The following is a 15,328-nucleotide window of genomic DNA, read 5'->3' as shown; positions in this document are numbered from 1 at the left end:
ATAAAATCAATAAGTTATGACGTTTGCGGGATAAGCCCTACGAGCAAGCTGCACGATTACACCTTTGTAATCGTGCGTTCTGCACGAAGCGTTTGACGTTTTGCGTGCGCCTGTTCAGCCTGCGCTGCGCGCCATGACCTTCAGGGCGTCGCCATTCACTCCCTTGACGCCACGAATGTTTCGCGCGATCTCAACGGCCAGTTCCTTCTCCGCGAAGTTGGCAACCACGCCATTCAGGCTTACCACTCCGGCTTTGGTATCCACTTTGATGTTCAGTCCGTCCAGCGTCCGGCTGTAAATCAGGCTCGCCTTGACCTTACTGGTGATCCACGCGTCGCTCATTTCTTCGGTCGGGGACAGCGATTGAGGCTGTGTCTTGGCTGCAATGGAATCGGCTGCGCTCAGGCTGATCAGGTTGTTGACGCTCACCACACCATCAGTATTGCTTGCCAGGCTGCCCGCCAGCTCCTTGGCTTCCGGGCTCTGCGCCCGGCCCTTGAGGGTGACCACCCCATCCTTGCTGTCGACATCGATGGTCAGCGCTTCAGTCACGCTGCTCCACAGCAATTTGGATTTCACTGTCGCGACCAGCGTCGCATCTTCAAATCGCTGGGCCATATGGGTTCGCGTACCGGGTTCGCTGGCAACCGCAGCGTCCACTTCCAATTGGTTATCAACCTTCTCGATACCCTTGGTATCCAGTGCAATGCGCTCGGCCAGCTCGCGATCCACTTCGTTTTCGACCTTGCCCTTGAGAATCGCGGTGCCTTGTTGCACGTCTACATCGATCTTGAACGGGCTCAAATGCTTGTTCAGCGCGAAAGCTGTCCAGATCGAACCTTCCTGACGCGCCTCGGCAAGCTGTGTGGGCAGGTCAGGCTGGGCCAGTACCGGACCGCTGCCAAGTAACGCAGCGGCGGACGTGATCAGAGCAATCTTTTTCAGTGAAAACATATGAGTGTTCCTTTTGCGGTGGGATTTCGTCTCCGAATGGACGGTTTTAACGACATAAACGCGGATTAATCAGGCTGTTCGCCATTAGGCGATCAGAAAGCTACCATGCATGCCGAAGAATCAATCAGAATTGACCATGCAACTTGCCCGATGATTCCGAGACTAACTGAGACAATTCATTAAGGAGCGTAGGAAAAATGGAAGCAGCCACTGAGAATCAGGGCCGTATTCTGCTTGTGGACGATGAGTCCGCCATCCTCCGCACTTTCCGGTACTGTCTGGAAGACGAAGGCTACAGTGTCGCCACTGCCAACAGCGCAGCCCAGGCTGACACGCTCATGCAACGCCAGGTATTCGACCTGTGCTTTCTCGATTTGCGCCTGGGTGAAGACAACGGCCTGGATGTGCTGGCGCAGATGCGTATTCAGGCACCGTGGATGCGTGTGGTCATCGTGACCGCGCACTCGGCGGTCGATACCGCTGTCGACGCCATTCAGGCGGGTGCAGCCGACTATCTGGTAAAGCCGTGCAGCCCGGATCAACTGCGCCTTGCCACCGCCAAGCAGCTTGAGGTGCGACAACTGTCTGCACGTCTTGAGGCACTGGAAGGCGAAGTCCGCAAACCGAAGGACGGGCTGGATTCTCACAGCCCTTCCATGATGGCCATTCTGGAAACGGCCCGTCAGGTTGCGGTGACCGATGCCAACATCCTGATTCTCGGTGAGTCGGGTACAGGTAAAGGCGAGCTGGCCCGGGCTATTCACGGCTGGAGCAAACGGGCGAAGAAGTCCTGTGTGACGATCAACTGCCCCTCGCTCACTGCAGAGTTGATGGAAAGCGAACTGTTCGGCCACAGTCGAGGGGCGTTCACCGGTGCCAGCGAAAGTACCCTGGGCCGGGTAAACCAGGCGGATGGCGGCACGCTGTTCCTCGACGAGATCGGCGACTTCCCGCTGACGCTGCAGCCCAAGTTGCTGCGCTTCATCCAGGACAAGGAGTACGAGCGTGTGGGGGACCCGGTTACCCGGCGTGCCGATGTGCGCATTCTGGCCGCCACCAACCTCAATCTGGAGGACATGGTGCGCAGCGGACGCTTCCGTGAGGACCTGCTGTATCGCCTGAACGTAATCACCCTTAATCTGCCTGCCCTGCGTGAGCGCAGCGAAGACATTCTGACCCTGGCAGACCGGTTTCTGGCGCGCTTCGTCAAGGAGTACGCCCGACCGGCGCGCGGGTTCAGCGAGGAGGCCCGCGCAGCGCTGCTCAACTACCGTTGGCCGGGCAACATTCGTGAACTGCGTAACGTGATCGAGCGTGCCAGCATCATCTGCCCGCAGGAGCGTGTGGAAGTCAGTCACTTGGGCATGGCCGAGCAGCCAGCGAACAATGCACCGCGTGTCGGAGCGGCCTTGAGCCTGGACGAGCTTGAAAAAGCGCACATCGGTGCCGTGCTGGCGACCAGTGAAACCCTCGATCAGGCTGCCAAAACGCTGGGTATCGATGCGTCGACGCTGTATCGAAAACGTAAACAGTACAACCTGTGAAAGGCCTTAAATGAAGCTGGCCATGAAACTGCGCACTCGCCTCTTTCTGAGTATTTCGGCACTTATCACGGTCGCTTTGCTCGGGCTGCTGCTGGGGCTCGTCAGCGTCATGCAGATGGCCCGGACTCAGGAATCGCTGATTCAGCACAATTTCGCCATTCTTGATCTGGGTCTGAAGTTGCGCCAGAACCTGGGCGATCAACTGGTTTTGATGACGGGTGCCAACCGCGATCAGGCCGAACTGGAAAGAATCCAGACTCAATTTGAAGAGCTGCTGGAAGAGGGTTCGGCGCAGGATACCCAGCAGAACGTGCGTAACGGGTTCGAGAAGACCCGGGGCGACTATCAGCGGTTCATCGAAACCTGGAAGCAATACGGGACTGACCTGCGAGGCATACGTGGCAACCCGCAACTGAGCGAAAGCTTCGATAACTTGCGCAACGGCCTGCTGGATGTGCATCGCAAGGCGTTGGAGAACATCAGCAGCGCGGAGATCAATTCCAGGGATCGTGCGCTGTGGATTGCGGGCCTGCTGGGGCTGGTCGGGCTGGCAGTGCTGTGCATCGGTTTTGTGACCGCGCATGGCATCGCCCGTCGTTTCGGTGCGCCGATCGAAGCGCTGGCGAAAGCCGCGGACCGCATTGGTGAAGGCGATTACGAGGTGACGCTGCCTATTTCCTCTGCCGCCGAGATGAACCTTCTGACTCGGCGCTTTGGCATCATGGCCGAAGCCCTGCGTCAGCATCAGGCGACCAATGTCGATGAGTTACTGGCGGGCCAGCAGCGTCTGCAAGCGGTTCTCGACAGTATCGACGATGGCTTGCTGATGATTGATCGTCAGGGCCGTCTGGAGCACTTGAATCCTGTGGCCCAACGCCAGCTTGGCTGGGACGAAAGTCGCCTGGGGCAGAGTCTCGGAGAGGCGTTGAGCCGTCCGGAGCTGGACGAACAGCTGCATCTGGTGCTGCGTGGCGGAACGCTCGAGCGCGCTCCGGAAGACCTGGCCATTGACATCGACGGCGAGTCCCGACTGCTGACCTATAGCATGACACCGGTCAGCCATACCAAAGGCCACATCCTCGGTGCGGTCATGGTTCTGCATGACGTCACCGAGCAGCGCGCGTTCGAGCGAGTGCGCAGCGAGTTTGTCCTGCGTGCCTCGCATGAGTTGCGCACGCCGGTCACGGGCATGCACATGGCGTTCGGTCTTCTTCAGGAACGTCTGCATTTCGCCCCTGAGACCCGTGAGGCCGATCTGCTCAATACGGTCACCGAAGAAATGCAGCGCCTGATGCAGCTCATCAATGACCTGCTGAATTTCTCGCGTTACCAGAACGGCCTGCAGAAACTCAAACTGGCACCATGCTCCATCGAAACCCTGCTGGAAGAAGCCAGGGCGCGATTCGAGGAAAAGGCCGTCGAGCAGGACATCGTACTGATGCTGGATATGCAGGAGCCCATGCCACGCCTGCATGCTGACCAGTCGCAACTTGAGCGGGTACTGGACAACCTGTTGGACAATGCGTTGCGGCATACGCCGCAGAACGGCCTGATTCGTCTGCAGGCCAGGCGCCATGGCGAGCGGGCGATCATCAGTGTCGAAGACAACGGCGAGGGCATTGCCTACGGGCAGCAGGGGCGAATTTTCGAACCCTTCGTGCAGGTCGGTCGCAAAAAAGGCGGGGCCGGGCTCGGGCTGGCGCTATGCAAGGAGATTGTCCAGTTGCACGGCGGGCGTATGGGCGTTTATTCAAGGCCGGGACAGGGCACGCAGTTCTACATGGCGTTGCCGCTCTGAGGGCTTGAGCACCAGGCCCTCATCGGTTGACTGAGTGCCAGCCTTCATACGCTTCAATTCGAGTGATTGAGCACCTGCAGGATGGCCGCGCTCTGTGCGTCAGGCTCGCCGTCGAAGCGTGCCGGGCGATAGTGCATCTGGAAAGCGGCCAGTACCTGACGTGTCGCGACGTCCAGCTCGCCGGTCTGCGGAGTGCTGTAGCCAAGGCGCGCCAACTGCTGCTGGAACCAGGTGATGCTTGGCAGGTTGGTTGCCAACAGTGCCTGACGCTGGGCAACCTGGCGTTCGTCCGGCCAGTTCCCCAGACCTTCGGCAGCGAGGCGTTTCCACGGGAACAGCGGCCCCGGGTCCTGTTTGCGCAACGGGGCTATGTCGCTATGACCGATGATGTGTCTGGGGTCGATCCTGTTGCGCTTGACGATGTCCTTGAGCAGGACAATGATCGACTGGGTCTGTGCTTCGGTGTACGGATACCACAGCCGACCTGTCGGTGTTTCCTTGAAGCCCGGATTGACGATCTCGATGCCGATCGAACTGGAGTTGAGCCAGGTACGGCCTTCCCACTCGCTTTCACCGGCATGCCAGGCACGCGCGCTTTCATCGACCAGCTTGTAGATGGTCGCCTTGCTGTCGTCACCGATCAGGTAGTGGGCGCTGACCTCGCCATGGGTCAGTAACTGCAGCGAGCGCTCCAGTGAAGTCGAGGTGTAATGCATCACCACGTACTGAGCACGGCCATCGAAGTTCACCGATGGATGGCTGGTGTCCAGCCTGGGGCCACTGGCGCAGGCAGTGAGGACGAGCAACAGGAAGGCGGAAAAATACAGTTTCATGGATTGGCAGCGTCAGCGGGAAATGCAACATCATAACAAAATGTGTGCAAATAGCTTTGGCGGCGAAGCATTCGTTCAGATCAAAATGTTTCAGCCTTGCTCGACCCGGTTCCGGCCATTTTCCTTGGCCTTGTACAGCGCCTGATCGGCGCGCTTGATCGCTGTGTCACTTCGTTCAGTCGTTCGAAAAGCCGTTACCCCGATGGACACAGTGATCGTGACCCGCTCGCCCTTGAAGTGAAACGGGCAGGCTTCTACTGCAGCGCGCAGCTCGTCCAGCAAGGTCAGCCCTATGGCGGGAGGTGTCGCAGGCAGCAGCATGACAAATTCCTCGCCACCAAACCGTGCAAGAAAATCGTCGCCACGCAGGCGCTTTCTGAAGACGTTGGCAACAATTTTCAGCACCTTGTCGCCAGCCAGGTGGCCGTATCCGTCATTGATGCGTTTGAAGTGGTCCAGGTCCAGGATGCACACCAGCAGGCTGTTTTTTTCGTGCTGCCACCGGCTCATCTCCTGTTCGAGGCGCTCGCCCCAGGCTGCACGATTGGGCAAGCCGGTGAGCGGGTCGATCAAGGCCTTTTGGCGCTGTTCTTCCAGATGGGTTCTGAAACCCAGAGCTTCCTGCTCCATGCTTGCCACGCGTGCTGCCAATCCCTGGAGCCGTGAGGCGACTTCCCGCTCGCGTGCGTCACGCTTGAGCTGGTAGTGATCCATAGTACTGAGCAAGCCTTCGAAACGGTTGTCGAGCACCTGCTTCAAACTGGTCAGGTCGGACGCGTCCTGAACGCTTATCTGCAGGCCGCCGACCTGTTCGCGCAATTGTTCGTTCAGGTCGCGTGCGGTGGACTGATCCTCGGCATGATCTTCGCTGGCGGCCTGCAAGTGGCTCTGAAAGGATTCGAGCCGTTCGTTGAGCTGTTTGAGATAGGTGCCGAATTCCTGTTGGCCACCGTTATTGATTGCCAGCATCAGTACCGCCAGATCGTCGAGGATCGGCAGCAGTTCGTACCAGTTGAGCCCATGTTTCAAGCGTAACTGCATATCCTCGACCTGCGGACGGAAGTGTTCCGACAATGTCAGGTCGTCGAGCAGGCCGAGCAGTGTTTCCTCAATGTGCGCAGCCACCGAGCTGTAGCTGGGTTCTGGCGAGGTGGGTAGCGAATAACCTTCTTCGCCTTCTGTCGCTTCGGTTTCTGATTCGGCATCGTCTGGCGGCTCTTCCACGCTCAACACGATTGGCCGCTGCTGGTAAGGCACCCACGGAACGGGTGCCAGCATGTCTGTGAAATCAAGAGGTTCGACGGGAATAGCAACAGGTTCGGCGACGGGTTCGATCAGCGCTGGTGCAATGGCTGCTGCTGCGGCTGGCAATGGCGCAGGCGCTTCAGATGTTGCAGTGCTGGTGACATCGGTCTGTGGGGCAGGTGTCGGCGGAGGTGGCTCGATCCTGGTCTCTCGGTCAATGAGGGAAGGAGCCGTCTCCTCGATCCCGGCAACGACGACGTCTGGTGAAGCATGAGCATTCGCGTCTTCAGGTTCAATGTGTGCTTCATGCCGGTCCTCGGCAGAGGGGGCATGTTCGGGATGAGCAGCTTCGGAAGAGTGCTCGTTGCCATGTTCGTCCCGCGAACCGAACAGGCGTTGCAGCAGCCCCTGACGCGGGCCTTCTTCGTGCTTTTCGAGCAGCGTCAGAGCCTGACCCTGCAAGCCACTCAACTCGCTGAGCAGCAAGGGCAGTTCGCGTGCCTGCGACGCACGCTCTTCAAGATCCTTGGCAAAGCGCTTGAGTGGCTTGCGCACTTCTCTTGGCAGCGGCAGCGCTTGCAGCTGCGTAACCAGTGCGGTCAGCGCCGAGCCAATCTGCCCAACCCGCACTTCACGGCGATGTTCCGAGTCCAGCACGGCTTTTTCGAGACGCGGGATCAATGCTGCCAGACCGGCGTCCATATCGTCCTTGCGGACAATTTCCCGCATTTCCTTCATGCACTCATCGACGGCGCGGTCAGACCCTTCTGCTGCCAGGCTACTGCGCACCAGGCCGCGCCGCAGCAGGTCGAGCCGCGCATCCCAGCGCTTTTCAAGCTTGTCCTGTTGCTCGATTCCTTTGAGGTACTTCTCTTTCCAACGCTCCGCGTCGTCGCTCATGCAAGGTTTCCACCAGAGGGCACAGGCAGCGAGTCCCCACGCAGTGAGTCAGGCAGGCGAATCTCGACAGCAACCGGCAGGTGATCGGAAATGGGTTGCGCCAGCACCTGTACGCGTTCGAGCGTCAGGGTCGGGCTGAGCAGAATATGATCGAGGCAGCGTTGTGGTCGCCAGCTGGGAAAGGTCGCTTCGATTTGTGGTGCCAGCAGGCCCAGATCCCGAAGCGGCGAGTGTTCCAGCAGATCATTGGCGTGGGTGTTCATGTCGCCCATCAGCACCTGATGACGATAACCGCCGATCAGCTCGCGAATGTACGCCAATTGGCGAGTTCTGGTACGGGTGCCCAGAGCCAGGTGCATCATGACGACCACCAGCGCATCCTCGCCTTCGCCGAAACGGACAAGAATCGCCCCACGTCCGGCCGGGCCTGGTAGTGGATGATCCTCGATCTTGGCCGGGCGCAAGCGGCTCAACACACCATTGCTGTGCTGCGCGAGTCGACCGAGGTTGCGATTGAGTTGCTGGTACCAGTACGGAAAGCCACCCAGCTGAGCAAGGTGCTCGACCTGATTGACGAAGCCGGAGCGCATGCTGCCGCCGTCGACTTCCTGTAGCGCCACCAGATCGAAGTCATGGATCAGGTCGCCGATCTTCTGCAGATTGGCCGCCCGTCCCCCATGCGGCAGCAGATGCTGCCAGCTGCGCGTCAGGTAATGATGGTAGCGTTGGGTACTGATACCGACCTGGATATTGAAACTGAGCAAACGCAGCCTGCCGTCTTCCGGCAAACCGTTTTGCATCAGATGATGTTCGTTGACCTGCGGATCATGCAGGCCAACGATACGGGTGCTGCCTTTGCCCCAGCGGCGCATGATGTGCGCTTACTTGGCGGCTGTGGTAGCCGCTCGCTCTTTGGCAATCAACTGGTCGGCAACTTCCAGGGTCTTTTCCGGACCGCCGGCAGAACCCAGGTCAAAGCGGTACTTGCCGTTCACGATCATGGTCGGCACGCCAGTCACTTCGTACTTCTTGGCCAGTTCCTTGTACTGCGCAATCTTACCTTTCACTGCGAAGGAATCGAATGTCTTGAGGAAGGTATCCTTGTCGATGCCTTGAGTGGCCAGGAAGTCAGCCATGTCATTCTTGTCGGTCAGACGCTTGCCGCCTTTCTGGATGGCTTCGAATACGGCAGCGTGAACCTTGTGCTCGACGCCCATGGTGTCCAGCGTGATAAACAGTTGGCCGTGAGCGTCCCAAGGGCCGCCGAACATGGCCGGGATACGTACGAATTTCACGTCGGACGGTAGTTTTTCAACCCATGGATTGATGGTGGGCTCGAATGCATAGCAATGCGGGCAGCCATACCAGAACACCTCGACGACTTCGATCTTGCCTGGCTCGGCAACAGGCACAGCGCTTGCCAGCTCTACGTATTGCTTGCCGGCCTCGATGGGCGTAGCAGCCTGGGCGGACATACCGAACAGACTGGCGGCAACCAGAGCGGCGCTGATGATCAGATTACGCATGCTTTACTCCTGAGCAGATTGAATCGCCTTCAGGCGACGGTGGTTTCGACCGGGCAAGAGGGCTTGAGTTCGTTAGTGTAACGCCGAGGTTGTAAAAGTGGGCGGCCATGGACGGCCTTTTTGCATAAGGAGTGAAGCAGGTCATGTCTGAATGTTCCAGCTCCTGGCCAGAGCACCCCGACAGGCTGTGAGTATGGGGCGGGTGGCAGGTGTGTCATTATATACTCACGCATCCAAACGAACCCGACACCTCCTGCCGCTCCCCTTGCAGGCAGGGCCTTCACCGGAAATCACATGCAACTCAAAAACCCCATCCTCGGTCTGTGCCAACAGGCCACGTTCATGCTCAGTGCCGCCAAGGTCGACCAATGCCCCGACGACGAAGGGTTTGAAGTCGCATTTGCCGGTCGCTCCAATGCGGGCAAATCGAGCGCGCTGAACACCCTGACCCATGCCAGCCTGGCGCGTACGTCCAAGACGCCGGGACGCACTCAACTGCTGAACTTCTTCGGACTGGATGACGATCGACGTCTGGTCGACCTGCCTGGCTACGGCTACGCCAAAGTACCCATTCCGCTCAAGCTGCACTGGCAGCGTCACCTGGAAGCCTATCTGGGGAGCCGCGAAAGCCTGAAAGGTCTGATTCTGATGATGGATATCCGTCATCCAATGACCGATTTCGACGTGTTGATGCTGGATTGGGCGATTGCCAGCAACATGCCCATGCACATTCTGCTGACCAAGGCTGACAAGCTGACCTACGGCGCAGCCAAGAACACGCTGCTCAAGGTTCAGGCCGAGATTCGCAAGGGCTGGGGTGACGCAGTGAGCATCCAGCTGTTCTCGGCTCCCAAGCGTATGGGGCTGGAAGAGGCCTACACCGTGCTGGCCGACTGGATGGAACTGGAAGACAAGGCACCTGCGGAGTAAATCGCAGGCAAAAAAGACCCCGGACTTCGCATGGGGAGGGGGAAGTTCCGGGGCTTAAGGTCCAGACCTTAGGGTGGGATCTGGATAACTGCCAACACTTAACACAACTAGGAGCACGATCGATTTTTCAACCAATCGAGACCTCTGACTCCTGTCCAAATGGTTAAGTTCCAGCAATGAAGAAAAGTTCACATTTCTTACAATGTTTGACGAACCTGCTTACAGGTTCGCCCTTTCAGGCTCAGTGCGCCTCGTCCCAGTTGTTGCCAACCCCGACTTCCACCAGCAGCGGCACTGCCAGTTCTGCTGCGCCACTCATGTGTGGGCGAATCTGTTCACCGATCTGATCGACCAGATCTTCGCGCACCTCAAGCACCAGTTCATCGTGCACCTGCAGGATGACCCGCGCGTCCAGGCCGGACTCTTCCAGCCAGCCATTCACCGCCACCATCGCCTTCTTGATGATGTCCGCTGCGGTGCCCTGCATCGGCGCGTTGATCGCCATGCGTTCGGCACCTTTGCGCAGTGAAGGGTTCTTGGCGTTGATGTCCGGCAGGTACAGGCGGCGACCGAAGATGGTTTCGACAAAACCCTGCTCGGCCGCTTGCGCGCGCGTGCGCTCCATGTAGTTCAGCACGCCAGGGTAACGGGCGAAGTAACGGTCGACATAAGCCTGCGACTGCTTGCGGTCCACGCCAATCTGCTTGGCGAGGCCGAACGCGCTCATGCCGTAGATCAGGCCGAAGTTGATCGCCTTGGCGCTGCGCCGCATGTCAGTGGTGACGTTCTCCAGCTCGACGCCGAAGACTTCCGCCGCCGTTGCGCGGTGAACGTCCAGGTCGTTGCGGAATGCATGCAGCAGGCCTTCGTCCTGCGCCAGATGCGCCATGATCCGTAGTTCGATCTGCGAGTAGTCAGCCGCCAGCAGCTTGTAGCCCTTGGGGGCCACGAATGCCTGACGGATGCGTCGGCCTTCAGCGGTACGGATCGGGATGTTCTGCAGGTTCGGATCGCTGGACGACAAGCGTCCGGTTACTGCCACCGCCTGATGATAGGAGGTGTGAATACGCCCGGTGCGCGGGTTGATCTGCTCCGGCAGGCGGTCGGTGTAGGTGCTCTTGAGCTTGCTCATCGAGCGGTATTGCATCAGCACCTTGGGCAGCGGGAAATCCTGCTCGGCGAGTTCGGCAAGCACCGCCTCGGCAGTCGATGCCTGGCCGGTGGCGGTTTTGCTGAGGATCGGCATGCCGAGTTTTTCGTAGAGAATCACGCCAAGCTGCTTGGGTGAGCCCAGGTTGAATTCTTCGCCGGCAATGGCGAAGGCTTCGCGCTCCAGCGCGGTCATCTTGTCGCCCAGTTCGACGCTTTGAATGCCCAGCAGGTTGGCGTCGACCAGTGCTCCCTGACGCTCGATACCCGCCAGGACGGGCACCAGCGGCATCTCGATATCGTTCAAGACCGGTTGCAGGGTCGGAATCGCGGCCAGTCGCGCTTCGAAGACTTCATGCAGGCGCAGCGTCAGATCAGCCTCTTCAGCGGCATAATTGCCAGCCTGCTCGATGGCGATCTGGTCGAAGGTCAGCTGTTTGGCCCCCTTGCCTGCGATGTCCTGGAAGTTGATCGGCGTGTGCGTCAGGTACTTGGCCACCAGACTGTCGCGGTCGTGGCGGGTGGCAGTGGAGTCCAGTACATAGGATTCCAGAATGGTGTCGAACCTGACGCCCTGCAGGTCGATGCCTTGAGCCTGATCGCCGTCTATCGCGCAGTTGGCGAGCAGGTTGATGGCGAACTTGGCATGCTGACCGACCTTGGTTTTTTTCGGGTCCTCAAGCAGCGGCTTGAGCGCCTTGAGCACGGTGTCGCGGTCCAGTTGCTGCGGCACGCCCATATAGGAGTGTGTCAGCGGAATGTAGGCTGCTTCGTGGGTCTGGATGGCGAAGGACAGGCCCACCAACTGTGCGCGCTGGGCATCGGTGCCATTGCTCTGGGTCACGAAGGCGAACAGCGGCGCGGCCTTGAGCTTTTTCAGCCAGGCATCGAACCCGCCCTGTTCGAGAATGACTTCATAGGCGGCTTCCTTTGCCTCGACGGTCGGTTCTTCGACAGCTAGTTCTTGCCCGGCGCGTTTGGCGTCGCGTTGCAGGTCTTCGATCCAGCTCTTGAATTCCAGCTCGGCGTACAGCTCCATCAGCTTGTCGCGGTCCGGCTCGCCGCAATGCAACTGGTCCAGCTCTATGTCCAGCGGCACGTCGATCTTGATGGTCGCCAGTTCATAGGACAGGAAGGCCATCGCACGGTGCTCTTCAAGCTTCGCCGCCAGGGTCTTGGCCCCGCGAATCGGCAGGGTCGCGACCGTTTCAAGGCTGTCGTAAAGCTCCTTGAGCCCTCCGCCAACGCCAACCAGCAGGCCAACGGCCGTCTTTTCACCAACGCCGGGTACGCCGGGAATGTTGTCGACCTTGTCACCCATCAGGGCAAGGTAGTCGATGATATGTTCCGGACCGACGCCGAACTTCTCCTTGACGCCAGCCACGTCCAGCACACTGCCGGTCATGGTGTTGACCAGTGTGATGTGTCCGTCGACCAGTTGCGCCATGTCCTTGTCACCGGTCGAGATGATCACCGGACGGTCCGCCGCCGCGCTGCTGCGCGCCAGGGTGCCGATCACGTCATCCGCTTCGACGCCTTCCACGCACAGCAGCGGATAGCCCATGCCCTTGACGCAGGCATGCAGCAGATCTACCTGCACTCGCAGGTCATCCGGCATGCTGGGCCGATTGGCCTTGTAGTCGGTATACAGCGCATCACGGAAAGTCCCGCCCTTGGCATCGAAGACCACCGCGAACGGGCTTTCCGGGTATTGGCGACGCAGGCTTTTGAGCATGTTGAGCACGCCCTTGACGGCACCGGTCGGCAAGCCTTTGGACGTGGTCAGTGGTGGCAGTGCATGGAAGGCTCGATAGAGGTAAGAGGAACCGTCTATCAAGACGAGCGGCGCTTGGGTCATGAGCAGAATCAACCTTTTCGGCGGGGTCGGCGCTAGAATGCGCGGACCATTGACGACAAAGGGACAAGGTTATCATGTGCAAGGTAAATCGACTGATATTGACCGGCCTGTTGGCACTTTGTCCTTTGCTCGCAGTTTCAGCAGAGGATCCACCGTCGCCGGCACCGGACGTTACTATCCGTACCGATGGCGACAAAACCATTCAGGAATACCGCCAGAACGGCTTTCTGTATGCTGTAAAGATTACCCCTAAGCACGGCAAGCCCTATTTTCTGGTGCGCGCCGATGGTACAAGTCCCAATTTTATCCGTTCGGATCAACCGGACATGCTGATTCCTCAGTGGGAAATATTCAGCTGGTAGCACCCTACATTCACTCTAATCGTTGGCAGTTCTGACATGTCCGTTTTTACTCCACTGGCTCGGCCCGAGCTGGAAGCATTTCTCGCCCCTTACGGGCTCGGCCGTCTGCTTGACTATCAGGGCATTGCCGCCGGCAGTGAAAACACCAATTACTTCATCAGTCTGGAGCAGGGCGAATTTGTCCTGACGCTGGTCGAGCGCGGCCCGGTGCAGGAGATGCCTTTTTTCATCGAGCTGCTCGACGTACTGCACGACGCCAATTTGCCGGTCCCCTACGCATTGCGCACCACCGACGGCCAGGCACTGCGCCAGCTGGCAGAAAAACCGGCGCTGCTGCAGCCGCGCCTGCCGGGCAAACACATCAGCGAGCCCAATACCCAGCACTGCGTGCAGATCGGCGAGCTGTTGGCCAACCTGCACCTGGCGACCCGCGAGCAGGTGCTGGAGCGCAGAACCGATCGGGGGCTGGACTGGATGCTCAGCGAGGGGCGCAATTTTCTGTCGCACCTGGGCGAGACTCAGCGAGCCCTGTTGGAAAAGAGCCTTCAGGAGATTGAAGACCTCAAGCCGCAGATCATGGCGCTGCCGCGTGCCAACCTGCACGCCGACCTGTTTCGGGACAACGTCCTGTTCGAAGGCACGCACCTGACCGGGCTGATCGACTTTTACAACGCCTGCTCCGGCCCGATGCTGTATGACCTGGCGATTGCCCTCAACGACTGGTGCTCGCGTGAAAGCGGCCAGCTCGACGCCGTGCGTGCCCGCGCTTTGCTGGGCGCTTATGCGGCGCTGCGTCCGTTTACTGCGGCGGAGTCGAAGCTCTGGACGACCATGCTGCGCATAGCCTGCGTGCGTTTCTGGCTGTCACGCCTGATCGCTGCCGAAACCTTCGCCGGTCAGGACGTGCTGATCCACGACCCTGCGGAATTCGAGCGCCGTCTGGCCGAGCGCCAGGAAGCGCACATTGCGTTGCCGTTCGCGCTTTAAAGGCATGGCTTAGTCGCTGATGACCATCGTCCCCACGCTTCGCGTGGGAATGCAGTTCGTGACGCTCTGCGTCACACGGCGGTCCTGCGATGTCAGGTAGATCAGCGCAAGAGCTCAGCCGTCACTGACGTCGCACTCTACGTCGTCAGTGCCATCGCGGTTGAAAAGCGCTTTAGAGCAATTTGGCTAAAGGCACGGCTTGTGAGCTGATGACCATCGTCCCCACGCTCCGCGTGGGAATGCAGTTCGTGACGCTCTGCGTCACACGGCAGCCCTGCTATGTGGGGTAGCAGTCAGAGACTGCTCAGGCAGCCGGTCAGGTCGTCGGCGAGCTTTTGCAAGACTTGCTCGTAACCCTGCGCGGTCGCCGGGGTGTAGCCGCCCAGTCCATCCAGTTCTGCCAGCTTGACCGGCAAGCCTGCGCTCAGGGTTTCAGCCAGGCGCGGGCGCAGAGGTGGTTCGCTGAATACGCAGGTCTTTCCCGCCGCCTTCAGGCGCTCGCGCATGGCGGCGACATGCTGTGCGCCGGGCTGGATCTCGGCGGCGATGGCGAATACCCCGGCATGCTTGAGCCCATAGGCCTCTTCGAAATAATCGAAGGCTTCATGGAATACGAAGTACGGCTTGCCTGCCACTGCGCTGACCCGCTGCTTGATGCGGGCGTCCAGTGCATCGAGGCGTTTGCTGAAAGCCTCGGCGTTGCTGGCGTAGCGGGCTGCGTTGGCGGGATCGGCGGCGCTCAGGTCGGTGGCCATTTTTGCAGCGATCACCCGTGCGTTGACGGTCGACAGCCACAGGTGCGAGTCCAGACTGCCGGGACGGTGGTCGTGGTCATGTTCGTCTGCGTCGTTGTCGTGATCATGCTCGTGGTCATCATGCGAGGCATTGTCTTCGCCAAAGTGGCGTAAGTGCATGCCGGGCAGCGATTGCACGGCAACTGCAGGCAATTTACGGCCCTGGATGACACGCGGCAGGAAGGTTTCCATGTCCGGGCCGATCCAGTAGAGCAACTCGACTTCCTGCACGCGCCGTACGTCGGATGGACGCAGCGCGTAGTTATGCGGTGAGGCACCCGGTGGCAGCAGCACTTCCGGTGTACCGACGCCATCCTGTACAGCCGCCGCAATCAGCTGCAATGGCTTGATACTGGTCAGCACTCTGACCTCGGCATGAGCAGGGGAAACGACCAGCAGACTGACCCACAAAACAGCAACAAGATTTAAAAGACGGCGCACTCGAATC

General features: G+C 59.3%; 11 protein-coding genes and 2 pseudogenes. 5 read left to right on the top strand and 8 right to left on the bottom strand.

Annotation, left to right across the window (positions count from 1 at the left end; all coding sequences use genetic code 11):
• Positions 1-114 precede the first annotated feature (114 nt).
• Positions 115-954, bottom strand: a complete 840-nt coding sequence (locus ALO80_RS14755; protein ID WP_055009528.1) for a BON domain-containing protein — start codon at positions 952-954, stop codon at positions 115-117.
• Between the two features lie 197 nt (positions 955-1,151).
• Between ALO80_RS14755 and algB the strand changes: the two genes are divergently transcribed.
• Together algB and ALO80_RS14745 are read left to right on the top strand one after the other, a co-directional pair.
• Positions 1,152-2,498, top strand: a complete 1,347-nt coding sequence (algB, locus tag ALO80_RS14750) for a sigma-54-dependent response regulator transcription factor AlgB (RefSeq protein WP_055009527.1) — start codon at positions 1,152-1,154, stop codon at positions 2,496-2,498.
• 10 nt (positions 2,499-2,508) lie between these two features.
• Positions 2,509-4,296 carry a KinB sensor domain-containing domain gene (locus ALO80_RS14745; RefSeq protein WP_055009526.1) on the top strand — a complete coding sequence of 596 codons (1,788 nt, stop codon included), beginning with the start codon at positions 2,509-2,511 and terminating at the stop codon, positions 4,294-4,296.
• A 53-nt stretch (positions 4,297-4,349) separates the two neighbouring features.
• Here ALO80_RS14745 and ALO80_RS14740 read toward each other — a convergent pair whose 3' ends face one another.
• From ALO80_RS14740 to ALO80_RS14725, 5 genes and pseudogenes are all read right to left on the bottom strand, one after another.
• Positions 4,350-5,129: an N-acetylmuramoyl-L-alanine amidase gene (locus ALO80_RS14740; RefSeq protein WP_055009525.1), complete on the bottom strand. Its 780-nt coding sequence runs from the start codon at positions 5,127-5,129 to the stop codon at positions 4,350-4,352.
• A 90-nt stretch (positions 5,130-5,219) separates the two neighbouring features.
• A pseudogene (locus ALO80_RS32565) lies at positions 5,220-6,512 on the bottom strand (GGDEF domain-containing protein); the annotation flags it as partial.
• Positions 6,513-6,635: 123 nt separating this feature from the next.
• Positions 6,636-7,274: pseudogene (locus ALO80_RS32560) on the bottom strand (hypothetical protein); the annotation flags it as partial.
• The gene (locus ALO80_RS14730; protein ID WP_054984728.1) at positions 7,271-8,146 is read right to left on the bottom strand and encodes an endonuclease/exonuclease/phosphatase family protein; all 876 of its coding nucleotides are present in this window, start codon (positions 8,144-8,146) and stop codon (positions 7,271-7,273) included. The gene ALO80_RS14730 and the pseudogene ALO80_RS32560, both read right to left, overlap by 4 nt.
• Before the next feature lie 9 nt (positions 8,147-8,155).
• On the bottom strand, positions 8,156-8,800 hold the full coding sequence (locus ALO80_RS14725) for a thiol:disulfide interchange protein DsbA/DsbL (protein WP_055009523.1): 645 nt from the start codon (positions 8,798-8,800) through the stop codon (positions 8,156-8,158).
• Positions 8,801-9,094: 294 nt separating this feature from the next.
• Between ALO80_RS14725 and yihA the strand changes: the two genes are divergently transcribed.
• Positions 9,095-9,730 (top strand): ribosome biogenesis GTP-binding protein YihA/YsxC, encoded by a 636-nt coding sequence (gene yihA, locus ALO80_RS14720; RefSeq protein ID WP_054984730.1) that lies wholly within the window; start codon positions 9,095-9,097, stop codon positions 9,728-9,730.
• 241 nt (positions 9,731-9,971) lie between these two features.
• On the opposite strand, the gene polA is transcribed toward yihA, so the two are convergent.
• Entirely contained in the window at positions 9,972-12,737 is a 2,766-nt protein-coding gene (gene polA / locus ALO80_RS14715) for a DNA polymerase I (RefSeq protein ID WP_055009522.1), read from the bottom strand.
• Positions 12,738-12,811: 74 nt separating this feature from the next.
• Here polA and ALO80_RS14710 point away from each other — a divergent pair, with 74 nt between their 5' ends.
• Together ALO80_RS14710 and ALO80_RS14705 are read left to right on the top strand one after the other, a co-directional pair.
• The gene (locus ALO80_RS14710; protein ID WP_054984732.1) at positions 12,812-13,099 is read left to right on the top strand and encodes a DUF2782 domain-containing protein; all 288 of its coding nucleotides are present in this window, start codon (positions 12,812-12,814) and stop codon (positions 13,097-13,099) included.
• Between the two features lie 36 nt (positions 13,100-13,135).
• Entirely contained in the window at positions 13,136-14,086 is a 951-nt protein-coding gene (locus ALO80_RS14705; RefSeq protein WP_055009521.1) for a homoserine kinase, read from the top strand.
• Positions 14,087-14,379: 293 nt separating this feature from the next.
• Here ALO80_RS14705 and znuA read toward each other — a convergent pair whose 3' ends face one another.
• Positions 14,380-15,321, bottom strand: a complete 942-nt coding sequence (gene znuA / locus ALO80_RS14700) for a zinc ABC transporter substrate-binding protein ZnuA (RefSeq protein ID WP_083493276.1) — start codon at positions 15,319-15,321, stop codon at positions 14,380-14,382.
• Positions 15,322-15,328: the final 7 nt, after the last annotated feature.

It is taken from the genome of Pseudomonas caricapapayae, assembly GCF_001400735.1.
Lineage (GTDB): Bacteria > Pseudomonadota > Gammaproteobacteria > Pseudomonadales > Pseudomonadaceae > Aquipseudomonas > Aquipseudomonas caricapapayae.
The sequence above is the reverse complement of the archived record's forward strand: the minus strand, read 5'-3'. Positions and strand labels throughout refer to the sequence as shown.